The sequence below is a fragment of the Sphingomonas jaspsi DSM 18422 genome (genome assembly GCF_000585415.1).
GTDB classification, from domain to species: domain Bacteria; phylum Pseudomonadota; class Alphaproteobacteria; order Sphingomonadales; family Sphingomonadaceae; genus Sphingomicrobium; species Sphingomicrobium jaspsi.
Genome location: NZ_KK073876.1, coordinates 2321802 through 2344355 on the forward strand (window position 1 = coordinate 2321802; position 22554 = coordinate 2344355).

The following is a 22554-nucleotide window of genomic DNA, read 5'->3' on the forward strand; positions in this document are numbered from 1 at the left end:
CAACGCAAGCCCGAAATTCGATTATGAAGGCGATATAGGGGCCGCTTTTGCAGCGACAAGGGCAACAATGTGCCCTTACGGCATCACCATCCCGCCGTTGACGTGCAGTGTCTGGCCGGTGACATATCCGGCCTCGTCCGACGCGAGATAAACTACCGCCGCACCGATGTCGTCGCCGGTGCCCATCGCGCCCATCGGAATCTTGGCGAAAATGCCTTCCTTCTGGGCATCGGTGAGCGCGTCGGTCATCGCCGAGACCATGAAGCCCGGGGCGACGCAGTTGACGGTGATGTTGCGGCTGGCGACTTCCTGCGCGAACGCCTTGGACATGCCGATCAGGCCGGCCTTCGACGCGACGTAATTGGCCTGGCCCGGATTGCCGGTGACGCCGACCACGCTGGTGACGTTGATGATGCGGCCGTGACGCGCCTTCATCATCGGCTTCATCGCCGCGCGCATGATGCGGAAGGCGGCTTCGAGGTTGACCTTGAGGACGTCGGCGAATTCTTCGTCCTTCATCCGCATCGCGAGGTTGTCGCGGGTGATGCCGGCATTGTTGACGATGATGTCGAGCTTGCCGCCCAACGCCTCGACCGCGCGTGGCACGAGCTGGTCGACGTCGGCGGCATCGCTGAGGTTGCAGACCAGCGTCACATGATCGCCGCCCAGTTCCTTGGCGAAGGCGTCGAGCTTGGCCGCATTCGATCCCGACAGCGCAAGCTTCGCGCCGCGCGCCGCGAGCGCCTTGGCGATGGCCGATCCAAGGCCGCCCGAAGCGCCTGTCACGAGCGCGGTCTTTCCGGTCAAATCAAACATCAGAGTTCCTTCGCGAAAGCTTCGATATCATCCATCGAGACGAGGCTGACGGTCGTCGCGTCGGGCGCGATCTTCTTGATCATGGGCCCGAGCACCTTGCCGCCGACTTCGACGAATTGAGTGACACCCGCGTTGGCCATGGCGGAGACGCTTTCGCGCCAGCGCACCCGGCCGATGATCTGGGCGACCAGCTGGTCGCGGATGGTGGCGGCGTCGCGGGTCGGTGCAGCGGTGACATTGGCGAACAGCGTCACCGCCGGATCGGCCATGGCTGCCGCCGCCAACGCCTCGGCCATGCGGTCGGCGGCGGGCTGCATCAGGCTGCAGTGGAAGGGTGCGGAGACCGGAAGCGACACGGCGCGCTTGGCACCCATTTCCTTGGCGCGCTCGACCACGCGGGCGATGGCGCCCGCATGGCCCGACAGGACAACCTGGGTCGGGTCATTGTCGTTGGCGACCTCGCACACTTCGCCCTCGGCGCAGGCGGCAGCGATCTGTTCGGCCAGTGCAATATCGACACCCAGCAACGCGGCCATCGCACCGACGCCAACCGGCACCGCGGCCTGCATCGCGTCGCCGCGAATGCGCAGCAGCTTGGCGGTTTCGGCCAGCCCGAACGTTCCCGCCGCCGCCAGCGCGCTATATTCGCCAAGGCTGTGTCCGGCGACATATTCGGCCTTTGATGGCAGGTCGATGCCGAGCGTCCGAAGCACAGCAATGCAATGCGCCATGATCGCTGGCTGGGCGTTGGCGGTGAGGCGCAGATCCTCGTCCGGGCCTTCGCTCATCAGCTTGAACAGGTGCTGGCCGAGCGCCTCGTCGACTTCACCGAACACGTCGCGCGCGGCGCGGCTCGCGCCCGCCAGCGCCTGGCCCATGCCAACCGACTGGCTGCCCTGACCCGGAAATACAAAAGCGCGCATCGCTCTCCCCTATTTGCTTGGTGGCGCGGTTAGGCCCGTCGTCCGCGATTGCCAAGCCCGCACTTTGCTGCAAAGCCCCTGGCTTATGACCGACGAACCCTTGCCGCCGCCCAATCCCGCCAACCAGCGCCTCGGCCGCTTCATGAGCCTGGCGATGGTCGTCGGCACCGTCATCGGGTCGGGCATCTACCTGTTGCCCTCGACCCTTGCGCCCTATGGGCCGAACCTGGTGTGGGCCTTCCTGCTGACGGGCTTTGGAACGATGTGCCTGGCGCTGGTGCTGGCGAAACTGTCGGCGCAAATGCCTGGCGGGCCTTTCGCCTATGTCGGCAAGGCGTTCGGCGACGTGACAGCGTCGGTGACGATGTGGAGTTACTTGGTCTCGCAATGGACCGCGGTTGCCGCGGTCGCCATCGCCGTATCGGGGGCCATCGGTTTCGTCGTACCTTGGGCCAGCAGCGGATCGGGCATCATCGTCACGTCGCTCGCCGTCATTGCGATCCTGCTGGCGGTCAACCTCAGCGGCGTTCGGAAGGCGGGCAATCTTCAGGTAGTGACCACCCTTATCAAGGTGATCCCGCTGCTCGCCGTCATCTTGCTGGTCCTCGGCCGGTTTACGACAGGGACCCCGACGGAAAGCCTCGATCCGGTCCCGGTCACCATCGGCGGCGTGACGGCGGCAGCGGCGCTCATGCTATTCTCGCTGACCGGCTTCGAAGCCGCCACGGTCACGGCCAACGTTACCGAAGATGCGACCCACACGGTGCCGACCGCAACCATCGTCGGCACGGGTTTCACCGCCATCATCTACCTCGCCGCGACCGTCGCCACCCTGTGGCTGCTGCCGAGCGCTGTCGCCGCCAAGTCGAGCGCCCCTTTTGCCGACGCCATCGCGCCGTTGCTGGGCGATGCCGCGGGTGCACTCGTCGCGGCGATCGCGGCGGTCAGCGCCTTTGGCACGTGCAACGCCCTGCTGCTGCTGTCGGGCGAAGTCGCACGGTCGATCGCCACCGCTGGCGACATGCCGCCGATGTTCGCCAAGGTGAACCGCAACGGCGTGCCCGTTGGCTCGCTCTGCACCGGCGCGGCCATCGCCTCGTTGCTGGTGCTGGCCAGTGCGTCGGAAAGCTTCGTTCCGATTTACGTCTTCATCTCGCTCTTGTCGGCGGTGTCGAGCCTGATACTCTATCTCGCCTGCGCTGGTGCCGCGCTGAAGCTGCGGTCGGGCGCCCTGATCGTTGCGCTGCTCGCCTTCGCCTATTCGATCGCAATGTTCGTCGGCGCGGGGATGGAAGCGACGCTGTGGGGTATCGCCCTTGCCCTCGTCGCCATCCCGATCCGCTGGATCAGCCGGCGCGTTTGGCCCAGCCCGGCGGCGGCGGACTAGGCTTCCGCGCTTCGGGAATGAAGGTCCGGACCTTTGCCGCGAAGCTGCGCAGGCTGACCTCGCTGACGCCCAGCGGACCGGCTTCGTAGGATGGGCTCTGCATGCCTTCCTGCACCCGGCTGATCAGCTCGGTATCCTCGGCATTGACGCGGCGGTTAATGCGCCAGTTGAGGTAGCGCGCCACCTTCATCTCGCGGCGCCAAGGATAATCAGGGGCGTCGGGTAGCGCATAGCTGATTTCGCGGATGACGCTGGTGGTCGGACCGGTTGGCAGCCACTGCATGAAATCGACCTGGTCGGGGTAGATGTCGAAGGCGACGCAGGGGAACAGCTTGTAATAGAGCCACTTTCTCTGGTGCGTGTCGGGCAGATGGTCGGCGCGGGGCAGCAGGCGCTGGTAGGCGCGTTCGCTGGGGTTGCTGCTCTCGTCTTCCCGAAGTTCGCCTTCCATCCGGTCGACCCATTCGTTCGCCTCGACCGAATAGCTGCGGCCGAACAGGCGTGTCAGGCCCGGATGGCCGATCGGGATGTGGAGGTGGTCGCTGTAATTGTCGGCGATGGTCTTCCAGTTAAGCGCGCGCGGGCGGTTCACCACCTGCCCCGTCGCGCGCAGATCCTCGAACCGATAAGGCGCGACCTCATGGTCGTAGGGCGCCATCATCTCGGCGACGCTCGGCAGTCCGTCTTCCAGCCTGACGAACAGGAAACCGCGCCACCGTTCGAGCGCGACCGGCTTCAGGCCGAGCTGGTCGGTCTGGAGGTCGGGATATTCATGGCGATGCGGCACGCCGACCAGCTTGCCGTCGCGGGCGTAGCTCCAGGCATGGTAGGGGCAGGTCAGCACCTTGGCGCAGCCGCCCGTCCCGTCGACCAGCCGCGACCCGCGATGGCGGCAGACGTTGGAAAAAGCGCGCACCTCGCGATCGTCCCCGCGCATGACGATGATGCTCTCGCCGAGGTAATCGAGGCTGCGCCATTCGCCGGCTTCCGCGATTTCGCTTTCATGGCAGACCACCTGCGGCGACGCGCGGAGGAAGGCCGCCTTCTCCGCCTCGAAGAATTCGGGATCGTGATAGAGCCAGCCGGGCAGGCTCATCCCCGCCAGTTCGTCAGGAATCGGTGCTACTGTCTTCAATCGCGTCGCCATGGGACAAGGGCTTGCCATTTCCGGCCTTTTCCGGCAATGGGCCGCCAGCCGCGACCGGACTCCGCTCGCGGCTTGATTGCTTTGAGACGATAGCCGGAGGGGCGTTCGCATGGTGCGGCGTCAGCGATCGGCCAACATAGGTGCATGGATTATGCCGCTTTACGAGCATATTTTCCTCGCGCGTCAGGACCTGGCCCAAGCCCAGGTCGATGCGATCGCGGAAAATGCGACGAAGATCATCACCGACAACGGTGGTAAGGTCGTCAAGACCGAAACCTGGGGCCTCAAGAGCCTCGCCTACAAGATCCAGAAGAACCGCAAGGCGCATTATGTCATGATGGACATCGATGCCCCGGCCGCGGCGCTTGCGGAACTCGAACGCCAGACCGGCATCAACGAAGACGTCATCCGTTACATGACCATCCGCGTCGACGAACTCGAAAAGGGTCCGTCGGTGATGATGCGCAAGTCGGAACGCGCCGAGCGTGGCGACCGTGGTGACCGTGGCGGCGATCGTGGCGAACGTCGCTCGCGCCGCGAAGAAGTGGAGGCTTAATCCATGGCCCGTCCGTTTTTCCGCCGCCGCAAGAGCTGCCCGTTCTCGGCCAAGGATGCCCCGCGCATCGATTATAAGGACACGCGCCTGCTGCAGGGCTTCGTGTCCGAACGCGGCAAGATCGTGCCGTCCCGTATCACCGCCGTGTCGGCGAAGAAGCAGCGCGAGCTGGCCAAGGCGATCAAGCGCGCCCGCCACATCGGCCTTCTGCCGTACGTCGTGAAGTAAGGAGCAGACACCATGGAAGTCATCCTGCTCGAACGCGTCGAAAAGCTCGGCCAGATCGGTGACGTCGTCACCGTGAAGAACGGCTTTGCGCGCAACTACCTCCTTCCCAACAAGAAGGCTCTCCGCGCCAACGAAGCCAACAAGAAGGTCTTCGAAGCCAACCGCGCCAAGATCGAAGCGGACAACGTTTCGAAGCGCAGCGAAGCTGAAAAGGCTTCGGGCGGCATCGAAGGCAAGACCGTTGTCCTCATCCGCCAGGCGTCGAACACCGGCCAGCTTTACGGTTCGGTTTCGGCCCGCGACCTCGCCGAAGCGCTGGTCGAAGACGGCGTGAAGGTGGCCAAGAGCCAGATCGCGATCAAGGCCCCGATCAAGACCATCGGCATGCACGAAGTGAAGGTCGTCCTTCACCCGGAAGTCAGCGTCACGGTCAAGGCCAACGTCGCTCGTTCGCCGGAAGAAGCCGAACTGCAGGCGCAGGGCGTCGACGTAATGGCGTCGATGTTCGAACGCGACGAAGCCGGCTTCACCGAGGAATATGATCCCAACGCCGAACCGGGCGCGACGGCCGAAGTCGCCGCCGACGAAGGCGCGGAAGAAGCTGCGATCGACGGCCAGGACGCTTAAGCGTTCAAGCCGACCGCTACGGTCAAAGGACGGGGTCGCCGGGGAAACTCGGCGGCCCCGTTTCATTTGGGTGACACGGCTCGTCGCAAAGACCTCATGGCATTTCCGGCTCGGTTGGCCGATCGTTTCGGCGGCGAACGACGCTTCGTCGCAAACGCCGCTGCACCGCCGGAACGCCAGTCGCGCCAAGACATTCAAGCCATGGGAGCAAGGGGCCAGTAGAGAAGGATTCGGACCATGGAAAATTACGAACAGAAGAACCCGGAACTCGACCAGACCAAGGCGCAGCCGGAACAGGCCCAGCAGCAACAGCAGCCCGAAACGGGCGAAAGCCAGTCCTTCGAAACCGGCCAGGCCGATTATGGCAGCGCGGGCGACTTGGCGGTCGAACAGCGCCAGGATTCGGAAAGCGGCGACACGCTGCGCCAGCCGGAAACCGGCGAAGCGCAGGACAGCTTCATCGGCAGCCAGTCGGACGACGACAGCAGCGAAGATCTGATCGAGCGCGACGCCGAATAAGCGTCACCTCGCGACATGACATGGGCCGCGTCCGCCGCTGCGGGCGCGGCCATTTGTTCAGGCAGGCTGGGCGAACAGGGCGGTTTCGCGTTCGACCATCTTGGCAAAGCTCGGCCGCGACAGGATGGCGTCGAGGTAGGCGGCAAGTTTGGGAAAGCGGTTCGCGTCGACCGCGAGGCCGAGATGCTTCATGTTGACGAACGGGCTGGCCACCGAAATGTCTGCGATCGTCAGCCGGCCACCGACGAGATAGCCGCTGTCGGGGATCACGCCCTCCAGATAGTCGAGCAATGGCGGCAGTTCATCGCGCTCGGCGATGTCGGCGGCTGCAAGGTCGCCCTCACGACCCAGGAAGCGCGGTGCGACGATGCGGTTGAAGAACATCTTCGCCGCGCAGGACGTGAACAGCGTGTCCGACCATTCATCGAACCAGATCGCCGTGCCGCGCTCGCGCGGGTCGGACGGGATCAGCGCGGGCTCGGGATATTTGGCTTCGAGATAGTGGATGATCGCTGACGAATCCGCGACGCTGTAATCGCCGTCGACGAGGGCCGGCATCTTCTTGGCCGGACTGGCCGCGACGAACGCCGGATCCAGCGGGCCCGGCAGGCCGGTCGGTCGCACCTCCAACTCGATCCCCTTTTCGGCGGCGTATGCCGCGACCTTGCGGACGAAGGGGGAAATGCTGACACCGTAGAGGATCATCGCGGCTATCCTGTTATTTCCCGTTGCTCATAGCAACCCAAATGCGTCGCGCCTAGCGGATGCGGTAATAGTCGGCGACGCGGTCGAGCGCGATGGTGAGGACCAGCTTGCCGGCGCGCGCGGGCCAGCCGAGCGCGCTTTCGGCATCGCGCATCCCCTCGCCCGCGCAAACGATGCGCCACAGTATGTCGCTGAGGCCCGGGCCCGCTTCGGCCACGGCGTCGTTGAAGCGGCGCTTGGCATCGATCTGCGAACCGCCGAGGTCGGGGCCGAGGCTGGCCCCGCCGCGCGACCTGGCCACCGGCGCCGCGCTCCACGACATGGTGACGCGCGGATCGAGCTGGGCCCGTTCCCAATCGGCGCGAAGCCGTTCGCCCGCCTCATATTGGCGGCGGGACACATGACCACGCGCAAGCAGCCAGCCGAGCGGACTTTCGGCCGCGTTGACCGTGACCGTCCGCGGGGCAGCCCGGCCCGGTTTCCGGCCCACTACGCCATCTTCGAGCCGGCGTTCTTCCAACAACCGCTTCGCACCACCCGTCATGTCCTTCTCCCGATCGAGTCGGTCAGGGCTTGCCACATGGGGAAATCTGTAGGACAGAGTAAAACCGATTTGGTTCATGGGGGCAACGTTGATTACTCGCGTTCGTGAAGTGCGCCGGGCGCGCGGAATGACTTTGCAGGATGTCGCCGACGCCTGCGACCCGCCGACGACGCCGCAGACGATCGGTCGACTCGAAACGGGGACGAGGACGGTATCGGTCGGCTGGCTTAACCGCATCGCCGCTGCATTGAAGGTCGATGCCGCCGACTTGGTCGATCACCCCGACAAGGCCGAGCTACCGGTCGCGGCAGTCCTTGGCAGCGGCGGCGCGGTCGCGCCGCGCAAGACCGCGATCGTCGTTCCTCCGCGCCCTGACGGCGGCCTCATTGCCATGACGGTGTCGGCCAGCGTAGGCGACTATCGCGCCGGCGACGAAATCTGGTGCGAGCGGCTGGAGCCCGAGGCCTATGCCCGCGCTCTCAACCGAGACGTCCTCGTCCCCCGCCCCGCCGGTCGCTTCCTGTTCGGCCGCCTGATCGGGCGCGAAGACGGCAAGCTCCACATCCTTCCACCCGGCGCAGGCGGCCGCCAGCATGTCGTGACGGACCCGGCGTGGGCGGCAATGGCTGTGCGACTGGTCCGGGCGTTGTAAGTCGTCCGACATGGGGCTGCTTGATCTAATTTTGGACATCTTGGCCTTCCCCTATCCGCGTGGCGGCCGTTTCCACCGATCACAACGGATCGGTTGTATCATCGGCCTGCTGGGTGGCGCGCTAGTAGGGGGCCTTGCGGCGCTGATCGCCATCGGCACCAAATAGCCAAACCGCGAAAAGCTATCCAACTCAACCTTGCCCTTCGCGCCGTGTCGTGGCATCGGCGCGCCTTCCGCGAACGCGCGGGCGCTTAGCTCAGTTGGTAGAGCATCTCGTTTACACCGAGAGGGTCGGCGGTTCGAGCCCGTCAGCGCCCACCACGCGACGAAGCGCGGCCGGACGATGGTGGCATCCGACCGCGCTGTCGCCAGCTCCTATCCCTATCGACGCGCGACCGCGATGCGGATCGACATCGGCCCCGACGCCGTTCCGTTCAACGCTGCCAGCTGCGCAGCCTCGATCACCTTGGCGATCTGAGGGCGCGCATCCCGCCACGCTGTCCGTTGGCAACTATACTCCGCCCAATCGAGCGGGTTTGGCCCGGTCGCTTCAAGGCAGACCCCGCGCACCGCAGTGCCGACCCGTTGATGGAACTGCTTGGCACCTTGCGCCGTCGTCAGGTTGAGGTCGTCGAACCGGACCCGGCGACTGATGGTGTTTTCATCAGGTTGCGCGGTGACCACCGCCAGGTTCGGATCCCGTTCCGGCTCCGCCGCCGTCAATCCGCTCGACGCCAGCAAGGCTGCCGCCGCGATCGAAAGTCGAATATGCATGTCATTACCCCCTAGAAGGTGCGGGCTGCCCCGACAGGCGGGACAGCCCTGCCCATCGATCGATCACCGGGCGGCGATCATGATGGCGACCGGTGCGATGTTCGTCGTTCCGTTGGCCGCCAGTTCCTGCGCCCGCTGGATCGCAAGCTTCATCTGCGGCCGTGCGCCGCTCCAGGCGAAGCTGCGGCAACGCTGCATCTCGATCGACGCGCTGTCGTGGCCGGTGCAAACGTAGCGCACGGCACCGCTCACCCGATAGAAGAGCGTTTTTTCACCAGCCTTGGATGCCAGGTTGAGGTCGGCGTAGCTGACCCGGCGGGTCGGAAGGAATTCGTCCGGCTGTGCCCGCACGATGACCGGCTCGTCCGATTGGCCGGCAGCCTGCGCTACCCCAGTCCCGCTCACGCAAGCCGACACGACGCACAATGCAGTAATGATTTTCATGGCCTTGGCCCCTTTTTGATTGCCCCCGATGGGCGAGCAAGGGGATGTCAAAGGACCGGTGGTGACGCGCTTTCTTTTCGGTCAATCGGGCGAACGGGTCTGTCGGACGGACCATTGTTCGACGAAATGGCACGCGGTGCGTCGGCAGGGCCCCCGATGAGTCGGTTGATCTCGCCGGCGCGCCCTTTCGCGATCCGATGGGTCGATCCGTCGGCCAGTTGGACGAACCAGCGACGACCTTCGCTGAATAGCCTGCGGATGCTCTGGGTGTTGACCAGGGTCGACCGGTGAATCTGGACGAACGGCAAGCCGGCAAGCCGCTCGGCGATCGAATGTAGCGTGGCGTGAATGAGGGTCGCCTCGCCGTCGATGCACACGCGAACGTAATCGCCTTCGGCCGACAGCCACTGGGCACGGTCGAGGTCGACGCGGCGCATGCCATGGGCTGACTGAGCCCAAATCTGGCGCGACTCCTCTTCGTGGCACACGACATGGCGCGACACGAAATTGCTTTCGAAATGGCTGATCAGCCGCCGCGCGGGATCGATGACGTTGATGACGAAGTCATGGAAAGCGGCGAGGTTGGGTAATTCCGCCTCGATCAGGAAATCGCTCGGCCCCTCCAGTTCGGCGCAGTGCCGAACCTGAGGAAGCGACATCAACATTAGCTTGAAGTCTTCAAGGCACGACCGCTTGGCCTGACGTTCGAAGGTAAAGCTGACAATGACGTCCAGCTGCGATGGCATGACCGTACGAACCATGGACCGAGCGCCCCCTAGTTCCGTTTCCCATCTCCGCAATACTGAACGTCCGGAGCTTCGATTCGGCTTGCCGCCAGTCCCAACCCGGCGACCGCACCTTTAACGTTCACAAATCGTTTACCACAGCGGACGTCGCGTTGAAAGCGGCCGGCGCAACGCCCACCGGTTTCCCAAGCACAATTGGGGCGCCAGTTGTGGGCAGTTGCGACGCCGTCCGTGATTTTGCCTAGCCCAGAGCCGCCGGCCCGACTTGGGCAAAATAGCTGCGCATCGCCCCGCTGGCGGCCGGCGCAAGCTCGACGAACACCCGGCGGCCGTCATGCGGGTCGGCCCGCCGCCGAAACAGGCCGGAATCGGTCATCGTCTTGATCCAGCGCAGCGCGGTCGTCGGCGGAACGGCCGCCGCAATGCACAGGGACGAAACCGGCACGCGATGCTGAGCGATTTCGGCCTGGAAGAGGTCGAGCAGCATGTCCCAGGCCGGATCGGCGAAAAGCTCGGCATCGAAAAAGCGGGCGCGCAGGCGACGGGCGCGGATGACCGCGCGCACCTGTTCGCCGCTGACCTTCGCGTCGCTGCCGCCGCTTGCCGGCGTAGGCAATTCGACGGTCGAGGAACCGGGCCCGCTCGACAAGCGCGCCAACGTCGCGGCAATCCGGCCGACCTCGTCGCTCAACTGGCGCAGGCGCACCGCGCTCGGCTCGGCGGACACGTCATGTACTGTGGCTTGCCCACTGCGCTGCGCCGTAACCAGCGAAAGCGTCGCGACACGTTCCACCGGATCGGGTTCGACCAGCAGTTCGACCGCGCGATTGCCGATGGCCGCCACTATCGGGTCGATTGCCGTCGCAGGTGCGGACACGATGACGGGAAAGCGGCTTTCCAACAGCGTGTTGCCGACCAATTCTTCGAACGCGGGCGCCTTGTCCGCGTCCACCTCAATCCACACCGCGGACGCACTGCCTTGCAGGGCTAGACGATCGGCAGCGTCGGCCACCGCTACAGGAACGGTTCGCCAGCCGGCGGCGCCGATGACGCCTGTGGCATGGTTCAATGCCCGATCGCTCGACGCGATGACCAGAACAGGCGGCAAGTCGGACGCCGAAGCAGACGATGGCAGGTAGGACAAAGGCACGGTCATACAGACACCTCGCGGCGTGACGATAGAACCGAGCAGGAGGTTGTTAGCCACGGAAGCGGACCAATGTCAGCCCCCTGAAGCATCCATTGCGGACCGGTTCGCAAATGCTTGGAAACCTGCTTGCGCTATCGGACCTTCAACCATGCCCGATAATCAAAGTTTGCGCGCGACGAGCCGGTCGATCTGGCTCGCCGAACTGGCGGCTGCCCTTGCTGACGCTCATCGCCTGGTGGTCAAACAGGCCCAGTGGGACGCCGGCAGCGCGGAAAATGCCGCCCTTCGCAATCGATTGCTAGCAGCGATGGCTGAGGTCGACGCGCTACGCCGCGGGCTCCCGAAATCGTCGGCACCATTAAATCCGAAAAGGACCGATCGTCGCGTTCGGCGACCGCTTTCGCGCTAGGCGCGATCGACCGACATGAAGGGTGCGATCGCGGGTGCGGGCCATCCGCCGGTCGCGCAAAATCCCGAATTGAGGAATTTGGGCTTGCCGTACAGAAGCGGCTGCCCATCGAGACCATCGACGCGACCGCCGGCAGCCAGCAGCACCGCATGGCCCGCCGCCGTGTCCCATTCGCTGGTCGGCGACAGGCGTGGATAGATGTCGGCCTTCCCTTCGGCGACGATGCAGAATTTTAGGCTGGAGCCGATGGAAACATAGTCGTCGCCGGCGCGGACGGCCGCCAGATAGTCGGCCGTGCGCTGCGAGAAATGCGACTTGGATGCGACCGCTGTCGGCCGATCCGACGTAGGACGAGTGGCAATCGCTACGCGCTTGCCGCTTTCCTCCAGGAACGCCTCGGCACCGACGATACCGCCCCAAAGCTTGTCGCAAGCGGGCTGGTAGACCACGCCCAGACGCGGGTTCCCGCCATCGATGAGTCCGATGTTGACCGTATAGTCATCGCCGCCGCGAATGAATTCCTTCGTCCCGTCGAGCGGATCGACGAGGAAATAGGTTTCGCCATGTTCAGGGATGCGACCGGCCGCAACCTCTTCCTCGGCAATGATCGGGATAGCGGGGGCGGCCGCGGCCAGCGCGTCGAGGATCAACCGTTCCGCTGCTCGGTCGCAGATGGTGACCGGAGACTCATCTCCCTTGGCTTCGACCTCGAAACCCTTGGCGACCAGTTTCAATATTTCCGCCCCGGCGTCGCGCGCGGCGACGACCAAGGCTTCAAGCAACGCGGCGTCGTCCATCAACGCGGGGCCATGCGGATGCCGCCGTCGAGGCGGATCGCTTCGGCATTCAGATAGACGTTTTCGACGATGAACACCGCCAAGCGGCCATATTCTTCGGCCATGCCGAGGCGCTTCGGGAAAGGCACCTGCGCGCCCAGCGCATCCTGCACCTGCGGCGGCATCATCGCCACCATCGGCGTCTTGAACACGCCCGGAAGGATGGTGTTGACGCGCACCCCGTCGTTCATCAGGTCGCGCGCGATCGGCAGGGCCATGCCCAACACCCCGCCCTTCGACGCCGAATAGGCGGCCTGGCCGATCTGCCCGTCCTGCGCCGCGACCGACGCGGTGTTGATAATCACGCCGCGCTCGCCATCGGCGTTCATCGGCTCCGCCCCGACCATGCCGTAGGCCGAGTGCGCGATGCAGCGGAAAGTGCCGACAAGGTTGATGCCGATCGCCAGTTCGAACTGGTGCATCGGATATTTCTTGAGCTCACCGGTGGCCTTGTCCTTGCCGACCGTCTTCACCGCATTGGCGACGCCCGCACAGTTGACGAGAATACGTTCCTGACCGTGCGCCGCGCGCGCCTTTTCAAAGGCGGCCGCGACCTTTTCATCGCTGGTCACATCGACTTCGCAGAAGATGCCGCCCAGTTCGGCAGCGACCTTCTCACCGCGCTCGACGTCGCGGTCGAAGATGGCGACCTTGGCGCCCTTCGCGGCCAGCGCGCGAGCGGTCGCTTCGCCCAGGCCCGATGCGCCACCGGTGACGACCGCCGGGGTTCCGTTGATGTCCATGAAATCCTCTCCCTATCGCGCGAATTGCTTGGCGTGCCCTTCCAACAATCTGCGCCAGAGCGCAACCGTCACTGCGGGGGCGCGAGAACCGCGCAGGCGACGCGCGCGCCGCTGTTGCCGCTGGGATCGGTTTTGAGGTCGTCGGCATCGGCGTGGATCACCAGCGATGTGCCGTCGGCGTCCTTGAAACTGTAAGGAAGCGAATTCACCAGCCCGGCCTGCGTTTCCTTGTCGGTGAAAACGATAAGGTTGCCCCAGTCGCCGACGTGCCCGCCCCCCGGCGAAAGCTGGCCGTGCTTCATATGGGTCGGGTTCCAGTGGCCGCCTGCGCTTTTGAAATCCGGCGGATCGCAGCGACCGATTTCGTGGAAATGCATGCCGTGGTTGCCGCCCGAGACGAAGCCTGGGCGAAGGTGCAAGGCAATCTGGCTCCTGCCTTGAGCCTCCCAGCTGTCGACATAGCCGATTTCGACGCCGCGCGTGTCGATCAGCAGCGAGCGGGTGGTGCCGGGCGTAAGGTGGGGCGCGGTGGCGCAACCGGCGACGAGCAGCGCGGCCAACGGCATGATGGTCATCAACTTGTGCATCGGGGAAACCCTCCTCGATGCGACCAACGGTCAGGCCTCGGCTTGTATCCGCGCAAGAACGCTGTCGACCGCGACCTGCGCGCCTGCGCTGGCGTTGAGTTCGGCGACGGTGCCGTCGAAGGGTGCGGTCAGGCCATGCTCCATCTTCATCGCTTCGAGGGTGAGCAGGCGCTGGCCCTTCATGACCTTGTCGCCCGCCGCGACTTCGACGCTGGTCACCTTTCCCGGCATCGGCGCGATGATGTCGCCGTCATGCGCACCGCCACCGACGGTGGCGCTGAAGCGAGGCCATGAGATTCGATAAGTCTGCCCCTTAATGACCACGAACTGAGAATCCGGCTCGCTATCTTCGCGAAAGCCATATTCGAACCGATCCCCCGGGGCGGTCGCTTTGAATTCAAACTCCTCGACGCGACCATTCACCGCCATATGCTGATGAGCTTGAGGTTGGGCATTCATTCGGAAGCCCGCCAGAAATGGCATTTTTGGATCGTATCCGGTCGAGGCTCGTGCTGCCCAAAGCAATGCATCGCTTAGAGTACGCGCCGATGGCGGCGTCGAGGAAACCAGTTCGTCTTCATGCCGCCCGATGAAGCCGGTATCGAGCACCGCGGATCGAAATTCTTCGCTTCCGAGCGCGTTCAATAAAAAGGACGCGTTTGTGCGGACCGGGAATACGAAGACCCCCGAGAGAACCTCACCAAGACTTTCGATTGCCTCATCTCTGTCGGCGCCTTTCGCGACGAGCTTGGCGATCATCGGGTCGTAGAAGGGCGAGATTTCGTCTCCTTCTTCGACGCCGGTCTCGATCCGGCCGTCGCCGCCTAGGTTGAAATGCTCAAGCCGACCGGTCGACGGCAGGAACCCCTTCGCGGGGTCCTCCGCATATAGCCGCGCCTCGATGGCGTGGCCGTTGATGGACAATTCGTCCTGCGTGAGCGGCAGCGGCTCCCCGCTCGCGACACGCAGCTGCCATTCGACCAGATCCTGTCCGGTGATCTCTTCGGTGACCGGATGTTCGACTTGCAGGCGGGTGTTCATTTCCATGAACCAGATCCGGTCGGCGCGCAGGCCTTCGCTCGCGTCGGCGATGAATTCGATTGTGCCGGCGCCCTCGTAGTTCACCGCCTGCGCGGCGCGGACGGCGGCGCCGCAGACGGCTTCGCGGGTCGCTTCGTCCATGCCCGGCGCGGGGGCTTCCTCGATCACCTTCTGGTGGCGGCGCTGCAGCGAGCAATCGCGTTCGAACAGATGCACGACATTGCCATGACTGTCGCCGAACACCTGCACCTCAATATGGCGCGGGCTTTCGATCCATTTTTCGATGAGAACGACATTGTTGCCGAACGAGGAGGCGGCTTCACGCTGGCAGCTTTCGAGCGCATCGGCGAAGTCCTCGGCGCGGTCGACCTTGCGCATCCCCTTGCCGCCGCCGCCCGCGACCGCCTTGATCAGCACCGGATAGCCGATGCCGGCGGCCTCTTCGGCAAGGTAGGCGGGGTCCTGGTTGTCGCCCATGTAGCCGGGGGTCACCGGCACCCCGGCGTCGGCCATCAACTTCTTGGCCGCGTCCTTCAGGCCCATGGCAGTGATGCTGGCCGGCTTCGGCCCGACCCAGACGAGCGCCGCGTCGATCACCGACTGCGCAAACTCGGCATTTTCGCTTAGGAAGCCGTAGCCCGGATGAATTGCCTCAGCGCCCGTCGCCTTCGCCGCGGCGATGATCTTGTCGCCGACGAGATAGCTCTCACGTGCTGCCGACGGGCCGATGTGCACCGCCTCGTCGGCCATGCGGACGTGCAGCGCCTTGGCGTCGGCATCCGAATAGACCGCGACGGTGCGGATCCCCATCTTGCGCGCGGTGCGGATGATGCGGCAGGCGATCTCGCCGCGGTTGGCGATGAGCAGCGACTGGATCATTGGCCGGGGCATCCCGTCACGCGCGAGGAAAAGGTGACGTTCATGACTTTCCACGCCCCATCCTGCCGAACCATGTCGAAATGATCGTAGCCGCAGGCGACGACCTTGCCGCCCTGTTCGATCGTGAAGGGCGCCCACACCAGCGCGACGTCGCCGTCGATTTCGACCGCGGGGTTGGTAATGCTTTCCTTGAAGCCGTTGCCCGGTTTCATCCGCGCGACCCATTCCGCCCAGCTTGACCGGCGCACGCCGCTGAACCCGCTCGCCAGCGTGCCGACCGCCGTCACGCGCCCATCGGGATAAACCAGCCGCAGGACAGCGGCGCTATCCTGCGCTTCGAACGCGCGGAAAGCCTCGTAGATCGGCGCGAGGACCGCCGCTTCCTCGAACTGCGGCGCGGGGATCGGGCCCGCTGGCGGAAGCTTCTCCGGCGACTGGAGCGCAAGGGCGGCGAGGATCAGGCTGGCGGTCATCGGGCGGCCTCCATAGCACGCATCGGCTCTTCCGCTTCCATCGGCCTTAAGCCCAGCTTGGCGAACAGCGCCGCGTCCTTGCTGTCGCCGGCGTTGGCGGTGGTGAGCAGCTTGTCACCGGTGAAGATGCTGTTGGCGCCGGCAAGGAAGCAGAGCGCCTGGGTCGCCTCGCTCATGCTTTCGCGGCCCGCGCTGAGGCGCACCATCGATTTCGGCATGGTGATGCGCGCGACCGCGACAGTGCGGACGAATTCGATGTCGTCGATCATCCGCTCGCCCGCGAACATGTCGCCCAGCACCGTGCCCTTGACCGGCACCAGCGCGTTGACCGGCAAGCTCTCGGGATGGCGCGGCAGGGTCGCGAGCGCGTGGATGAAGCCGACCCGGTCGGCGCGGCTTTCGCCCATGCCGACGATGCCGCCGCAGCACACGCTGATCCCCGCCTGCCGCACTTCCTCCAGCGTATCCAGCCGCTCGGCGAAGGTGCGGGTGGTGATGATGTCGCCATAATGTTCGGGCGAGGTGTCGATGTTGTGGTTGTAATAGTCGAGGCCCGCGTCCTTCAGCGCCCGCGCCTGATCGCCGCTCAGCATGCCGAGCGTCATGCAGGTTTCGAGGCCCATCACCTTCACGCCCGCGACCATGTCGCAGACAGCGGCCATGTCGCGGTCCTTGGGGCTACGCCACGCCGCGCCCATGCAGAAACGCTGCGAGCCCGCCGCCTTGGCCTCCGCCGCCGCCGCGAGCACCGCGTCGACGTCCATCAGCTTCTCGGCCTTCAGCCCGCTGTCGGCGTGCGCGGATTGCGAGCAATAGCCGCAGTCCTCGGGGCACCCGCCGGTCTTGATCGACAGCAGGGTGCAAAGCTGCACCTCCGCGTGCGCATGGTGCGCGCGATGCACCTCCGCCGCGCGGAACACGAGGTCGGTGAAAGGAAGGTCGAAGAGGTCCGCGATCTCTGCGCGGGTCCAGTCGGTGCGGGTCATGGTCGTCATTACATCCTAAAAACGCCGAACTGCGGCTTCTCAGGTATCGGTGCATTCAGACACGCCGCGAACGCCAGCCCCAGCACATCCCGCGTCTGCGCCGGGTCGATGATGCCGTCGTCCCACAGGCGGGCGGTGGCGTGCCACGGGTTGCCCTGCGCTTCATAATCCTCGCGGATCGGTTGCTTGAAGGCTTCGGCCTGTTCGGGAGTCCATGTCTCGGCGTCGCGGTGGACGGTGGCCAGAACGCTGGCCGCCTGCTCGCCGCCCATCACGCTGATGCGGCTGTTGGGCCAAGTGAACAGGAAGCGTGGCGAATAGGCGCGGCCGCACATGCCGTAATTGCCCGCGCCGAAGCTGCCGCCGATGAGGATGGTGACCTTCGGCACCGACGCAGTGGCAACGGCGGTAACCAGCTTGGCGCCATGCTTGGCGATGCCTTCCGCCTCATATTTGCCGCCGACCATGAAGCCCGAAATGTTCTGCAGGAACAGCAGCGGGATGCGGCGCTGGCAGGCCAGTTCGATGAAGTGCGCGCCCTTCACCGCGCTTTCGCTGAACAGCACGCCGTTGTTGGCGAGGATCGCGACCGGCATACCCCAGATGTGGGCGAAGCCGCAGACCAGGCTCGGCCCATAGTGCGCCTTGAATTCGTGGAACTCGCTGCCGTCGACCAGCCGGGCGATCACCTCATGCACGTCATAGGGCGCGCGCACGTCCTCGGGGATGATCGAGTAAAGCTCTTCGGCGTCATAAAGCGGCGGGCGCGGTTCGCGGGTTTCGATTTGCGCCCCCGCTTCGCCGCCCAGATGCGAGACGATGTCGCGAACGATGGTCAGCGCATGTTCGTCATTCTCGGCGAGGTGGTCGACCACGCCCGACTTCTTGGCGTGGAGGTCGCCGCCGCCCAGGTCCTCGGCGCTGATGACTTCGCCCGTCGCCGCCTTCACCAATGGCGGGCCGGCGAGGAAGATGGTGCCCTGGTTGCGGACGATCACGCTCTCGTCGCTCATCGCCGGCACGTAAGCACCGCCGGCGGTGCAGCTGCCCATGACGCACGCGATCTGCGGGATGCCGAGCGAGCTCATTTGCGCCTGGTTGAAGAAGATGCGGCCGAAATGTTCACGGTCGGGGAAGACCTCGGCCTGGTGCGGCAGGTTCGCCCCGCCGCTGTCGACCAGGTAGATGCACGGCAGCCGGTTCTCCCGCGCGATTTCCTGCGCGCGGAGGTGCTTCTTCACCGTCATCGGGTAATAGGTGCCGCCCTTCACCGTGGCGTCGTTGCAAACGATCATCGCCTGGCGGCCCGACACGCGCCCGATCCCCGCGATCATGCCCGCGCCCGGCACTTCGCCGTCATAGAGGTCGCAAGCGGCCAGCTGGCCGATTTCGAGGAAGGGCGAGCCGGGATCGAGCAGCCGTTCGACGCGGTCGCGGGGCAGCAGCTTGCCGCGCGAGACATGGCGCTCGCGGCTCTTTTCGTTGCCGCCGAGCGCGGCGGTCGCGACGTCGGCGCGCAGTTTCTCGGCAAGCGCGCGATTGTGCGCCGCCCTCGCCTTCGCCTCGGGTCCGGTGAGGTCGATCTTGCTGTCCAGCCGCGGTGCGCTCATGCCTGTATCGCTATCCCTGTTGTGTCCCGCCGCCTAGCCCGCCCGGCGCCGCTTGCAAAGCCGTCACCTGTACGACGCCCACCGATTTGGGCCGACTCCGCTCCCACTGCTATTGCGCGGTGACATAAGCCTAGGAGGACGACATGACCTACTGGCGACTGACCGGACGCGAACTGGTCAATTGCAGTTGTGATTATGGCTGCAACTGCCAATTCGGCGGTCTGCCCGACAAGGGCCATTGCCACGCCGCCTTTTCGATGGTGATCGACAGCGGCAAGCATGGAGACACCGACCTTTCCGGCCTGCACATCGGCGCAGTGTTCAAATGGCCCGGGCCGATCCACGAGGGCAGGGGGGAGGCTGCGGCGTTCGTCGACGAGCGTGCCAGTGACGCCCAGCGTGAAGCGCTGCTGAAGATCATGACCGGGCAGGACACCGATCCCTTCGCCACCGTCTTCGCCGTCTTCGCGACCACCATTGAAAGGATGCACGAGCCGCAATTCGTACCGGCCGACATGACCGTCGACATCGACGGCCGTCGCGGCAAATCGGTGTTCGGCGACCAACTGGAAATTACCGGCGAGCCGATCAGGAGCCCGGTCGACGGGCGTGAAATCCGCGCTCGCATCGACCTGCCCGACGGGTTCGAATATACGCTGGCGGAAATCGGTTCGGCATCGAGCGAGGCCAGCCGACCGATGGAGTTGAGACTGGCCAACAGCTACGCCCAGTTCGCGCATATCGACCTCGACAGCCACGGTATCGTCCGCGCCTGATGCGCCACCTCGCCGAAGCCGCGCTGAAGCGGCACCGTCTGGTCACGCTGTCGGGTTTGGCGGCCCTGACCGTGTTGGCATGGGTCTGGATATGGCTCGGCGCCGGAATGGAACGCGCGACACCGGCACCGATGCCCGACATGGCGATGCCGGTTTCGTGGGACCTGCCACGCTTTGCACTCACGCTGTCGATGTGGTGGGTGATGATGGTGGCGATGATGACACCATCGGCTGCGCCCGTCGTGCTTCTCTACGCCCGCGCCGCGGCAGATCGCGACGTGAAGGGCCTTCACAGTGCGGCATTCTTTGCGGGCTACCTCCTGGCATGGCTCTGTTTCTCGCTGGCGGCCGCCAGCCTGCAGGTCGCACTCGCAAAATTAGGGTGGAGCGACGAGATGGCGATGCGGCTGGCCAGCGGCCGGATTAGCGGCGTCCTGCTTATCGCTGCTGGCCTCTACCAGCTCAGTGCGCTCAAGGACGCTTGCCTGTCGCGCTGCCGCCAGCCGGCCCAGCTGCTGTCCCGCCTTTACCGGCCGGGGATCGCGGGCGCGCTGCGCATGGGACTGATCCACGGTGCGATCTGCGTGGGATGCTGCTGGCTTTTGATGCTGCTGCTGTTCGTCGGCGGGGTGATGAACCTGCTGTGGGTTGCAGGCCTGACGCTGCTGGTGGCGGCCGAAAAGCTGCTGCCCTACGGATCATGGCTGGCGAAGCTGGCCGGCATGACCGCGATCGGCTGGGGCTTTGCGATGCTGATGGGCTTTTGATCCTGCCAGCGGCGCCGTTTATCGAAAGTCGGGTGCGCCGCGCGCGCGACCTCGCCAATCCGCTGCATCAATAGGCGGACCGGCAATAGCCAGCCGCAAAGCGTTCCAGCGGAGACCATCGATGAAGACCAGCAAGACCATGATCGCCCTGATGGCGAGTGTCAGCCTCGCGCTCGGCACCGCCGCGTGCAGCAAGGGCGGGACCGACACCGAAGTGGCGGCCGCGTCGAACCCCGCGGGCATCAACCTCGCCGCGATGGACAAGTCCGCCAAGCCGGGTGACGACTTCTATTCCTACGCCAACGGCAACTGGCAGAAGACCACCGAAATTCCCGCCGACCGCAGCAATGTCGGCGCCTTCTACACCGCCCAGAAAGAGCTGGAAAAGCGCAGCGACGATCTGTTCGCAGGGCTCGCCAAGAGCGACGCTAAGGCTGGCAGCGACGAGCGCCGCCTGGCCGATTATGCCAAGGCCTTCCTCGACCAGCCGGGCATCGACCAGCGCTCGCTGCCGTCGCTGAAGGCCGACATCGCAAAATATGAAGCGATCGCCGACAAGACCGCGCTGGCCGCCGCGATCGGCGGGACGGTCCGCGCCGACGTCGATCCGCTGAACGCGACCGACCTGCAGACCGAAAATCTGTTCGGCATCTTCGTCACTTCGTCGCTGACCGACCCGTCGAAGAATGTCCCCTACCTGATGCAGGGCGGCATCGGCCTTCCCGACCGCGACTATTATCTATCGGCCGAACCGGAAATGGCGAAGATCCGTGCCGCCTATAAACCGTTCATTGCCAAGATGCTGGCCAGCGCCGGGTTGGACAAGGCCGACGAGCGCGCCGCGCGGATCCTTGCGCTTGAAACCAAGATCGCACAGGCCCACGCGTCGATCGTCGAGACCGAAGACGCCGGCAAGGTCCAGACCTGGAAGCAATCCGACTTCGCCGCAAAGGCGCCGGGCCTCGACTGGAACGCCTTCTTCGGCGCTGCCCAGCTGTCGACCGTTCCCGAAATCGCCGTGTGGCAGGTCGAGCCGGCGAAGAAGCTGTCCGCGCTGGTCGCCAGCGAACCGCTCGACGCGTGGAAGGACTGGCTGGCGTTCCACCAGATCATCCAGTCGGGCCCGGTCCTGCCGACCCAGATGCACGCCGACGACTTCGCCTTCTTCGGCACCACGCTCAATGGCCAGCCGACCGAGCAAGCGCGGGCCAAGCAGCTGCAGCGCGTGGTAAACGAACAGCTCGGCGATGCGATGGGCCAGCTCTACGTCGCCAAATATTTCCCGGCATCGTCCAAGGAAGCGATCGGGAAGATGGTCGACAATATCAAGGCCGCCTTCGACAAGCGGATCGCCGCGCTGCCGTGGATGGCGGATCCGACCAAGGCCGAGGCGCGCAAGAAGGTCACATCGATGCACGTCGGCATCGGCTACCCCGACAGCTGGCGCGATTATTCGTCGCTCGAGATCAAGCCCGACGATGCCTATGGCAACTACCATCGTGCCCAGCTGGCCGAATATCGCCACCAGATCGCGAAGCTAGAGCAGGCGCCGGACAAGAATGAATGGTGGATGGTGCCGCAGATCGTCAACGCGGTGAACCTGCCGGCGCAGAATGCGCTCAACTTCCCCGCCGGCATCCTGCAGCCGCCCTTCTTCACCCCGGGCAGCGACGCCGCTGCGAATTACGGCGCAATCGGCGCGGTGATCGGGCACGAGATCAGCCACGGTTTCGACAATTTGGGTTCGACCTTCGATGCCGATGGCCGGATGCGCAACTGGTGGACCCCTGCCGACCTCACCAAGTTCAACGCCGCGGGCCAAGCGCTGGTCGATCAGTATAATGGCTATGAAGCGCTGCCGGGCCTGAAGCTCAACGGCCGCCAGACGCTGGCCGAGAACATCGCCGACGTTGCGGGCCTCGCTGCCGCCTACGATGCCTATCGCGCTTCGCTGAACGGCAAGGAAGCGCCGGTGATCGACGGGCTGACGGGCGATCAGCGCTTCTTCATCGCCTATGCGCAAACCTGGGCAACGAAGTTCCGCGACGCCGCCCTGCGTGGCCGCGTTGCGACCGACGGCCACTCGCCCGGCAACTTCCGCGCGCTGACCGTCCGCAACATCGACGCCTGGTACAAGGCGTTCGACGTCAAGCCCGGCGACAAGCTCTACCTCGCGCCGGAAAAGCGCGTGAAGGTGTGGTGAGTCCGAGCGCCGAGCGTAGCGAAGCG

The 22554-nt window shown here is 65.0% G+C and carries 26 protein-coding genes and 1 tRNA gene; 11 read left to right on the forward strand and 16 right to left on the reverse strand.

Features of this window, described 5'->3' with window-relative positions; all coding sequences use genetic code 11:
• Positions 1-75: 75 nt before the first annotated feature.
• Together fabG and fabD are read right to left on the reverse strand one after the other, a co-directional pair.
• Entirely contained in the window at positions 76-816 is a 741-nt protein-coding gene (fabG, locus tag G570_RS11780) for a 3-oxoacyl-[acyl-carrier-protein] reductase (protein ID WP_037502589.1), read from the reverse strand.
• Complete coding sequence (fabD, locus tag G570_RS11785; protein ID WP_037502592.1) at positions 816-1739, reverse strand: ACP S-malonyltransferase; 924 nt, start codon at positions 1737-1739, stop codon at positions 816-818. Before fabD ends, fabG begins: the two co-directional genes overlap by 1 nt.
• Before the next feature lie 85 nt (positions 1740-1824).
• Between fabD and G570_RS11790 the strand changes: the two genes are divergently transcribed.
• On the forward strand, positions 1825-3126 hold the full coding sequence (locus tag G570_RS11790; RefSeq protein ID WP_051504403.1) for an APC family permease: 1302 nt from the start codon (positions 1825-1827) through the stop codon (positions 3124-3126).
• On the opposite strand, the gene G570_RS11795 is transcribed toward G570_RS11790, so the two are convergent.
• The gene (locus G570_RS11795) at positions 3086-4273 is read right to left on the reverse strand and encodes an aromatic ring-hydroxylating oxygenase subunit alpha (protein ID WP_037502595.1); all 1188 of its coding nucleotides are present in this window, start codon (positions 4271-4273) and stop codon (positions 3086-3088) included. The two genes, G570_RS11790 and G570_RS11795, sit on opposite strands and share 41 nt — an antisense overlap.
• A 151-nt stretch (positions 4274-4424) precedes the next feature.
• On the opposite strand from G570_RS11795, the gene rpsF reads away from it, so the two are divergent.
• The 4 genes from rpsF to G570_RS11815 all read left to right on the forward strand — a co-directional run bounded on the left by rpsF (position 4425) and on the right by G570_RS11815 (position 6203).
• Positions 4425-4829, forward strand: coding sequence for a 30S ribosomal protein S6 (rpsF, locus tag G570_RS11800; RefSeq protein ID WP_037504163.1), 405 nt, complete (start codon positions 4425-4427; stop codon positions 4827-4829).
• A gap of 3 nt (positions 4830-4832) precedes the next feature.
• The gene (gene rpsR, locus G570_RS11805; RefSeq protein ID WP_037502598.1) at positions 4833-5057 is read left to right on the forward strand and encodes a 30S ribosomal protein S18; all 225 of its coding nucleotides are present in this window, start codon (positions 4833-4835) and stop codon (positions 5055-5057) included.
• Between the two features lie 12 nt (positions 5058-5069).
• Positions 5070-5684 (forward strand): 50S ribosomal protein L9, encoded by a 615-nt coding sequence (gene rplI / locus G570_RS11810; RefSeq protein WP_037502601.1) that lies wholly within the window; start codon positions 5070-5072, stop codon positions 5682-5684.
• Between the two features lie 237 nt (positions 5685-5921).
• Complete coding sequence (locus tag G570_RS11815; protein ID WP_037502605.1) at positions 5922-6203, forward strand: hypothetical protein; 282 nt, start codon at positions 5922-5924, stop codon at positions 6201-6203.
• Between the two features lie 57 nt (positions 6204-6260).
• On the opposite strand, the gene G570_RS11820 is transcribed toward G570_RS11815, so the two are convergent.
• Both G570_RS11820 and G570_RS11825 read right to left on the reverse strand, forming a co-directional pair.
• On the reverse strand, positions 6261-6908 hold the full coding sequence (locus G570_RS11820; RefSeq protein WP_037502608.1) for a glutathione S-transferase family protein: 648 nt from the start codon (positions 6906-6908) through the stop codon (positions 6261-6263).
• Positions 6909-6960: 52 nt separating this feature from the next.
• Positions 6961-7452, reverse strand: coding sequence for a DUF6456 domain-containing protein (locus tag G570_RS11825; RefSeq protein WP_084607692.1), 492 nt, complete (start codon positions 7450-7452; stop codon positions 6961-6963).
• Between the two features lie 88 nt (positions 7453-7540).
• Here G570_RS11825 and G570_RS11830 point away from each other — a divergent pair, with 88 nt between their 5' ends.
• The 3 genes from G570_RS11830 (at position 7541) to G570_RS11835 (ending at position 8425) form a co-directional block, all read left to right on the forward strand.
• Positions 7541-8104 (forward strand): helix-turn-helix domain-containing protein, encoded by a 564-nt coding sequence (locus G570_RS11830; protein ID WP_037504165.1) that lies wholly within the window; start codon positions 7541-7543, stop codon positions 8102-8104.
• A 10-nt stretch (positions 8105-8114) separates the two neighbouring features.
• Positions 8115-8270, forward strand: a complete 156-nt coding sequence (locus tag G570_RS13795; protein ID WP_156930441.1) for a hypothetical protein — start codon at positions 8115-8117, stop codon at positions 8268-8270.
• Positions 8271-8349: 79 nt separating this feature from the next.
• Positions 8350-8425 (forward strand) — tRNA-Val (locus G570_RS11835).
• A gap of 60 nt (positions 8426-8485) precedes the next feature.
• Here G570_RS11835 and G570_RS11840 read toward each other — a convergent pair.
• From G570_RS11840 to G570_RS11895, 11 genes are all read right to left on the reverse strand, one after another.
• Positions 8486-8878, reverse strand: a complete 393-nt coding sequence (locus G570_RS11840) for a UrcA family protein (protein WP_037502611.1) — start codon at positions 8876-8878, stop codon at positions 8486-8488.
• A 63-nt stretch (positions 8879-8941) separates the two neighbouring features.
• A complete protein-coding gene (locus tag G570_RS11845) occupies positions 8942-9322 on the reverse strand; it encodes a UrcA family protein (protein ID WP_084607693.1) in 381 nt (126 codons plus the stop codon).
• Positions 9323-9369: 47 nt separating this feature from the next.
• Positions 9370-10083 (reverse strand): LytTR family transcriptional regulator DNA-binding domain-containing protein, encoded by a 714-nt coding sequence (locus G570_RS11850; RefSeq protein WP_084607694.1) that lies wholly within the window; start codon positions 10081-10083, stop codon positions 9370-9372.
• Positions 10084-10309: 226 nt separating this feature from the next.
• Complete coding sequence (locus G570_RS11855) at positions 10310-11176, reverse strand: helix-turn-helix domain-containing protein (protein WP_051504405.1); 867 nt, start codon at positions 11174-11176, stop codon at positions 10310-10312.
• A 447-nt stretch (positions 11177-11623) separates the two neighbouring features.
• Positions 11624-12424 carry a 3'(2'),5'-bisphosphate nucleotidase CysQ gene (cysQ, locus tag G570_RS11865; protein WP_051504407.1) on the reverse strand — a complete coding sequence of 267 codons (801 nt, stop codon included), beginning with the start codon at positions 12422-12424 and terminating at the stop codon, positions 11624-11626.
• Positions 12424-13206 carry an SDR family NAD(P)-dependent oxidoreductase gene (locus tag G570_RS11870; protein ID WP_037502623.1) on the reverse strand — a complete coding sequence of 261 codons (783 nt, stop codon included), beginning with the start codon at positions 13204-13206 and terminating at the stop codon, positions 12424-12426. Before G570_RS11870 ends, cysQ begins: the two co-directional genes overlap by 1 nt.
• A 68-nt stretch (positions 13207-13274) precedes the next feature.
• A complete protein-coding gene (locus G570_RS11875) occupies positions 13275-13793 on the reverse strand; it encodes a superoxide dismutase family protein (RefSeq protein WP_037502625.1) in 519 nt (172 codons plus the stop codon).
• 30 nt (positions 13794-13823) lie between these two features.
• Positions 13824-15713, reverse strand: coding sequence for an acetyl/propionyl/methylcrotonyl-CoA carboxylase subunit alpha (locus G570_RS11880; protein WP_037502627.1), 1890 nt, complete (start codon positions 15711-15713; stop codon positions 13824-13826).
• Entirely contained in the window at positions 15710-16186 is a 477-nt protein-coding gene (locus G570_RS11885; protein WP_037502631.1) for a nuclear transport factor 2 family protein, read from the reverse strand. The genes G570_RS11880 and G570_RS11885 overlap by 4 nt, the downstream gene beginning before the upstream one ends.
• A complete protein-coding gene (bioB, locus tag G570_RS11890; RefSeq protein ID WP_037502634.1) occupies positions 16183-17181 on the reverse strand; it encodes a biotin synthase BioB in 999 nt (332 codons plus the stop codon). The genes G570_RS11885 and bioB overlap by 4 nt, the downstream gene beginning before the upstream one ends.
• Positions 17181-18782, reverse strand: coding sequence for a carboxyl transferase domain-containing protein (locus G570_RS11895; protein ID WP_037502638.1), 1602 nt, complete (start codon positions 18780-18782; stop codon positions 17181-17183). The genes bioB and G570_RS11895 overlap by 1 nt, the downstream gene beginning before the upstream one ends.
• Positions 18783-18925: 143 nt before the next feature.
• Between G570_RS11895 and G570_RS11900 the strand changes: the two genes are divergently transcribed.
• The 3 genes from G570_RS11900 to G570_RS11910 all read left to right on the forward strand — a co-directional run bounded on the left by G570_RS11900 (position 18926) and on the right by G570_RS11910 (position 22528).
• Positions 18926-19558, forward strand: coding sequence for a DUF1326 domain-containing protein (locus G570_RS11900; protein ID WP_037502641.1), 633 nt, complete (start codon positions 18926-18928; stop codon positions 19556-19558).
• Positions 19558-20325, forward strand: coding sequence for a DUF2182 domain-containing protein (locus G570_RS11905; RefSeq protein ID WP_037502644.1), 768 nt, complete (start codon positions 19558-19560; stop codon positions 20323-20325). The genes G570_RS11900 and G570_RS11905 overlap by 1 nt, the downstream gene beginning before the upstream one ends.
• A gap of 121 nt (positions 20326-20446) precedes the next feature.
• Positions 20447-22528, forward strand: coding sequence for a M13 family metallopeptidase (locus G570_RS11910; RefSeq protein ID WP_037502647.1), 2082 nt, complete (start codon positions 20447-20449; stop codon positions 22526-22528).
• Positions 22529-22554 lie beyond the last annotated feature (26 nt).

What these genes read in the sequence shown, in the direction of transcription:
- fabG (WP_037502589.1), bottom strand. Translation starts at nt 816, where the DNA reads ATGTTTGATTTGACCGGAAAGACCGCGCTCGTGACAGGCGCTTCGGGC.
- fabD (WP_037502592.1), bottom strand. Translation starts at nt 1,739, where the DNA reads ATGCGCGCTTTTGTATTTCCGGGTCAGGGCAGCCAGTCGGTTGGCATG.
- G570_RS11790 (WP_051504403.1), top strand. Translation starts at nt 1,825, where the DNA reads ATGACCGACGAACCCTTGCCGCCGCCCAATCCCGCCAACCAGCGCCTC.
- G570_RS11795 (WP_037502595.1), bottom strand. Translation starts at nt 4,273, where the DNA reads ATGGCGACGCGATTGAAGACAGTAGCACCGATTCCTGACGAACTGGCG.
- rpsF (WP_037504163.1), top strand. Translation starts at nt 4,425, where the DNA reads ATGCCGCTTTACGAGCATATTTTCCTCGCGCGTCAGGACCTGGCCCAA.
- rpsR (WP_037502598.1), top strand. Translation starts at nt 4,833, where the DNA reads ATGGCCCGTCCGTTTTTCCGCCGCCGCAAGAGCTGCCCGTTCTCGGCC.
- rplI (WP_037502601.1), top strand. Translation starts at nt 5,070, where the DNA reads ATGGAAGTCATCCTGCTCGAACGCGTCGAAAAGCTCGGCCAGATCGGT.
- G570_RS11815 (WP_037502605.1), top strand. Translation starts at nt 5,922, where the DNA reads ATGGAAAATTACGAACAGAAGAACCCGGAACTCGACCAGACCAAGGCG.
- G570_RS11820 (WP_037502608.1), bottom strand. Translation starts at nt 6,908, where the DNA reads ATGATCCTCTACGGTGTCAGCATTTCCCCCTTCGTCCGCAAGGTCGCG.
- G570_RS11825 (WP_084607692.1), bottom strand. Translation starts at nt 7,452, where the DNA reads ATGACGGGTGGTGCGAAGCGGTTGTTGGAAGAACGCCGGCTCGAAGAT.
- G570_RS13795 (WP_156930441.1), top strand. Translation starts at nt 8,115, where the DNA reads ATGGGGCTGCTTGATCTAATTTTGGACATCTTGGCCTTCCCCTATCCG.
- G570_RS11840 (WP_037502611.1), bottom strand. Translation starts at nt 8,878, where the DNA reads ATGCATATTCGACTTTCGATCGCGGCGGCAGCCTTGCTGGCGTCGAGC.
- G570_RS11845 (WP_084607693.1), bottom strand. Translation starts at nt 9,322, where the DNA reads ATGAAAATCATTACTGCATTGTGCGTCGTGTCGGCTTGCGTGAGCGGG.
- G570_RS11850 (WP_084607694.1), bottom strand. Translation starts at nt 10,083, where the DNA reads ATGGTTCGTACGGTCATGCCATCGCAGCTGGACGTCATTGTCAGCTTT.
- cysQ (WP_051504407.1), bottom strand. Translation starts at nt 12,424, where the DNA reads ATGGACGACGCCGCGTTGCTTGAAGCCTTGGTCGTCGCCGCGCGCGAC.
- G570_RS11870 (WP_037502623.1), bottom strand. Translation starts at nt 13,206, where the DNA reads ATGGACATCAACGGAACCCCGGCGGTCGTCACCGGTGGCGCATCGGGC.
- G570_RS11875 (WP_037502625.1), bottom strand. Translation starts at nt 13,793, where the DNA reads ATGCACAAGTTGATGACCATCATGCCGTTGGCCGCGCTGCTCGTCGCC.
- G570_RS11880 (WP_037502627.1), bottom strand. Translation starts at nt 15,713, where the DNA reads ATGATCCAGTCGCTGCTCATCGCCAACCGCGGCGAGATCGCCTGCCGC.
- G570_RS11885 (WP_037502631.1), bottom strand. Translation starts at nt 16,186, where the DNA reads ATGACCGCCAGCCTGATCCTCGCCGCCCTTGCGCTCCAGTCGCCGGAG.
- bioB (WP_037502634.1), bottom strand. Translation starts at nt 17,181, where the DNA reads ATGACGACCATGACCCGCACCGACTGGACCCGCGCAGAGATCGCGGAC.
- G570_RS11895 (WP_037502638.1), bottom strand. Translation starts at nt 18,782, where the DNA reads ATGAGCGCACCGCGGCTGGACAGCAAGATCGACCTCACCGGACCCGAG.
- G570_RS11900 (WP_037502641.1), top strand. Translation starts at nt 18,926, where the DNA reads ATGACCTACTGGCGACTGACCGGACGCGAACTGGTCAATTGCAGTTGT.
- G570_RS11905 (WP_037502644.1), top strand. Translation starts at nt 19,558, where the DNA reads ATGCGCCACCTCGCCGAAGCCGCGCTGAAGCGGCACCGTCTGGTCACG.
- G570_RS11910 (WP_037502647.1), top strand. Translation starts at nt 20,447, where the DNA reads ATGAAGACCAGCAAGACCATGATCGCCCTGATGGCGAGTGTCAGCCTC.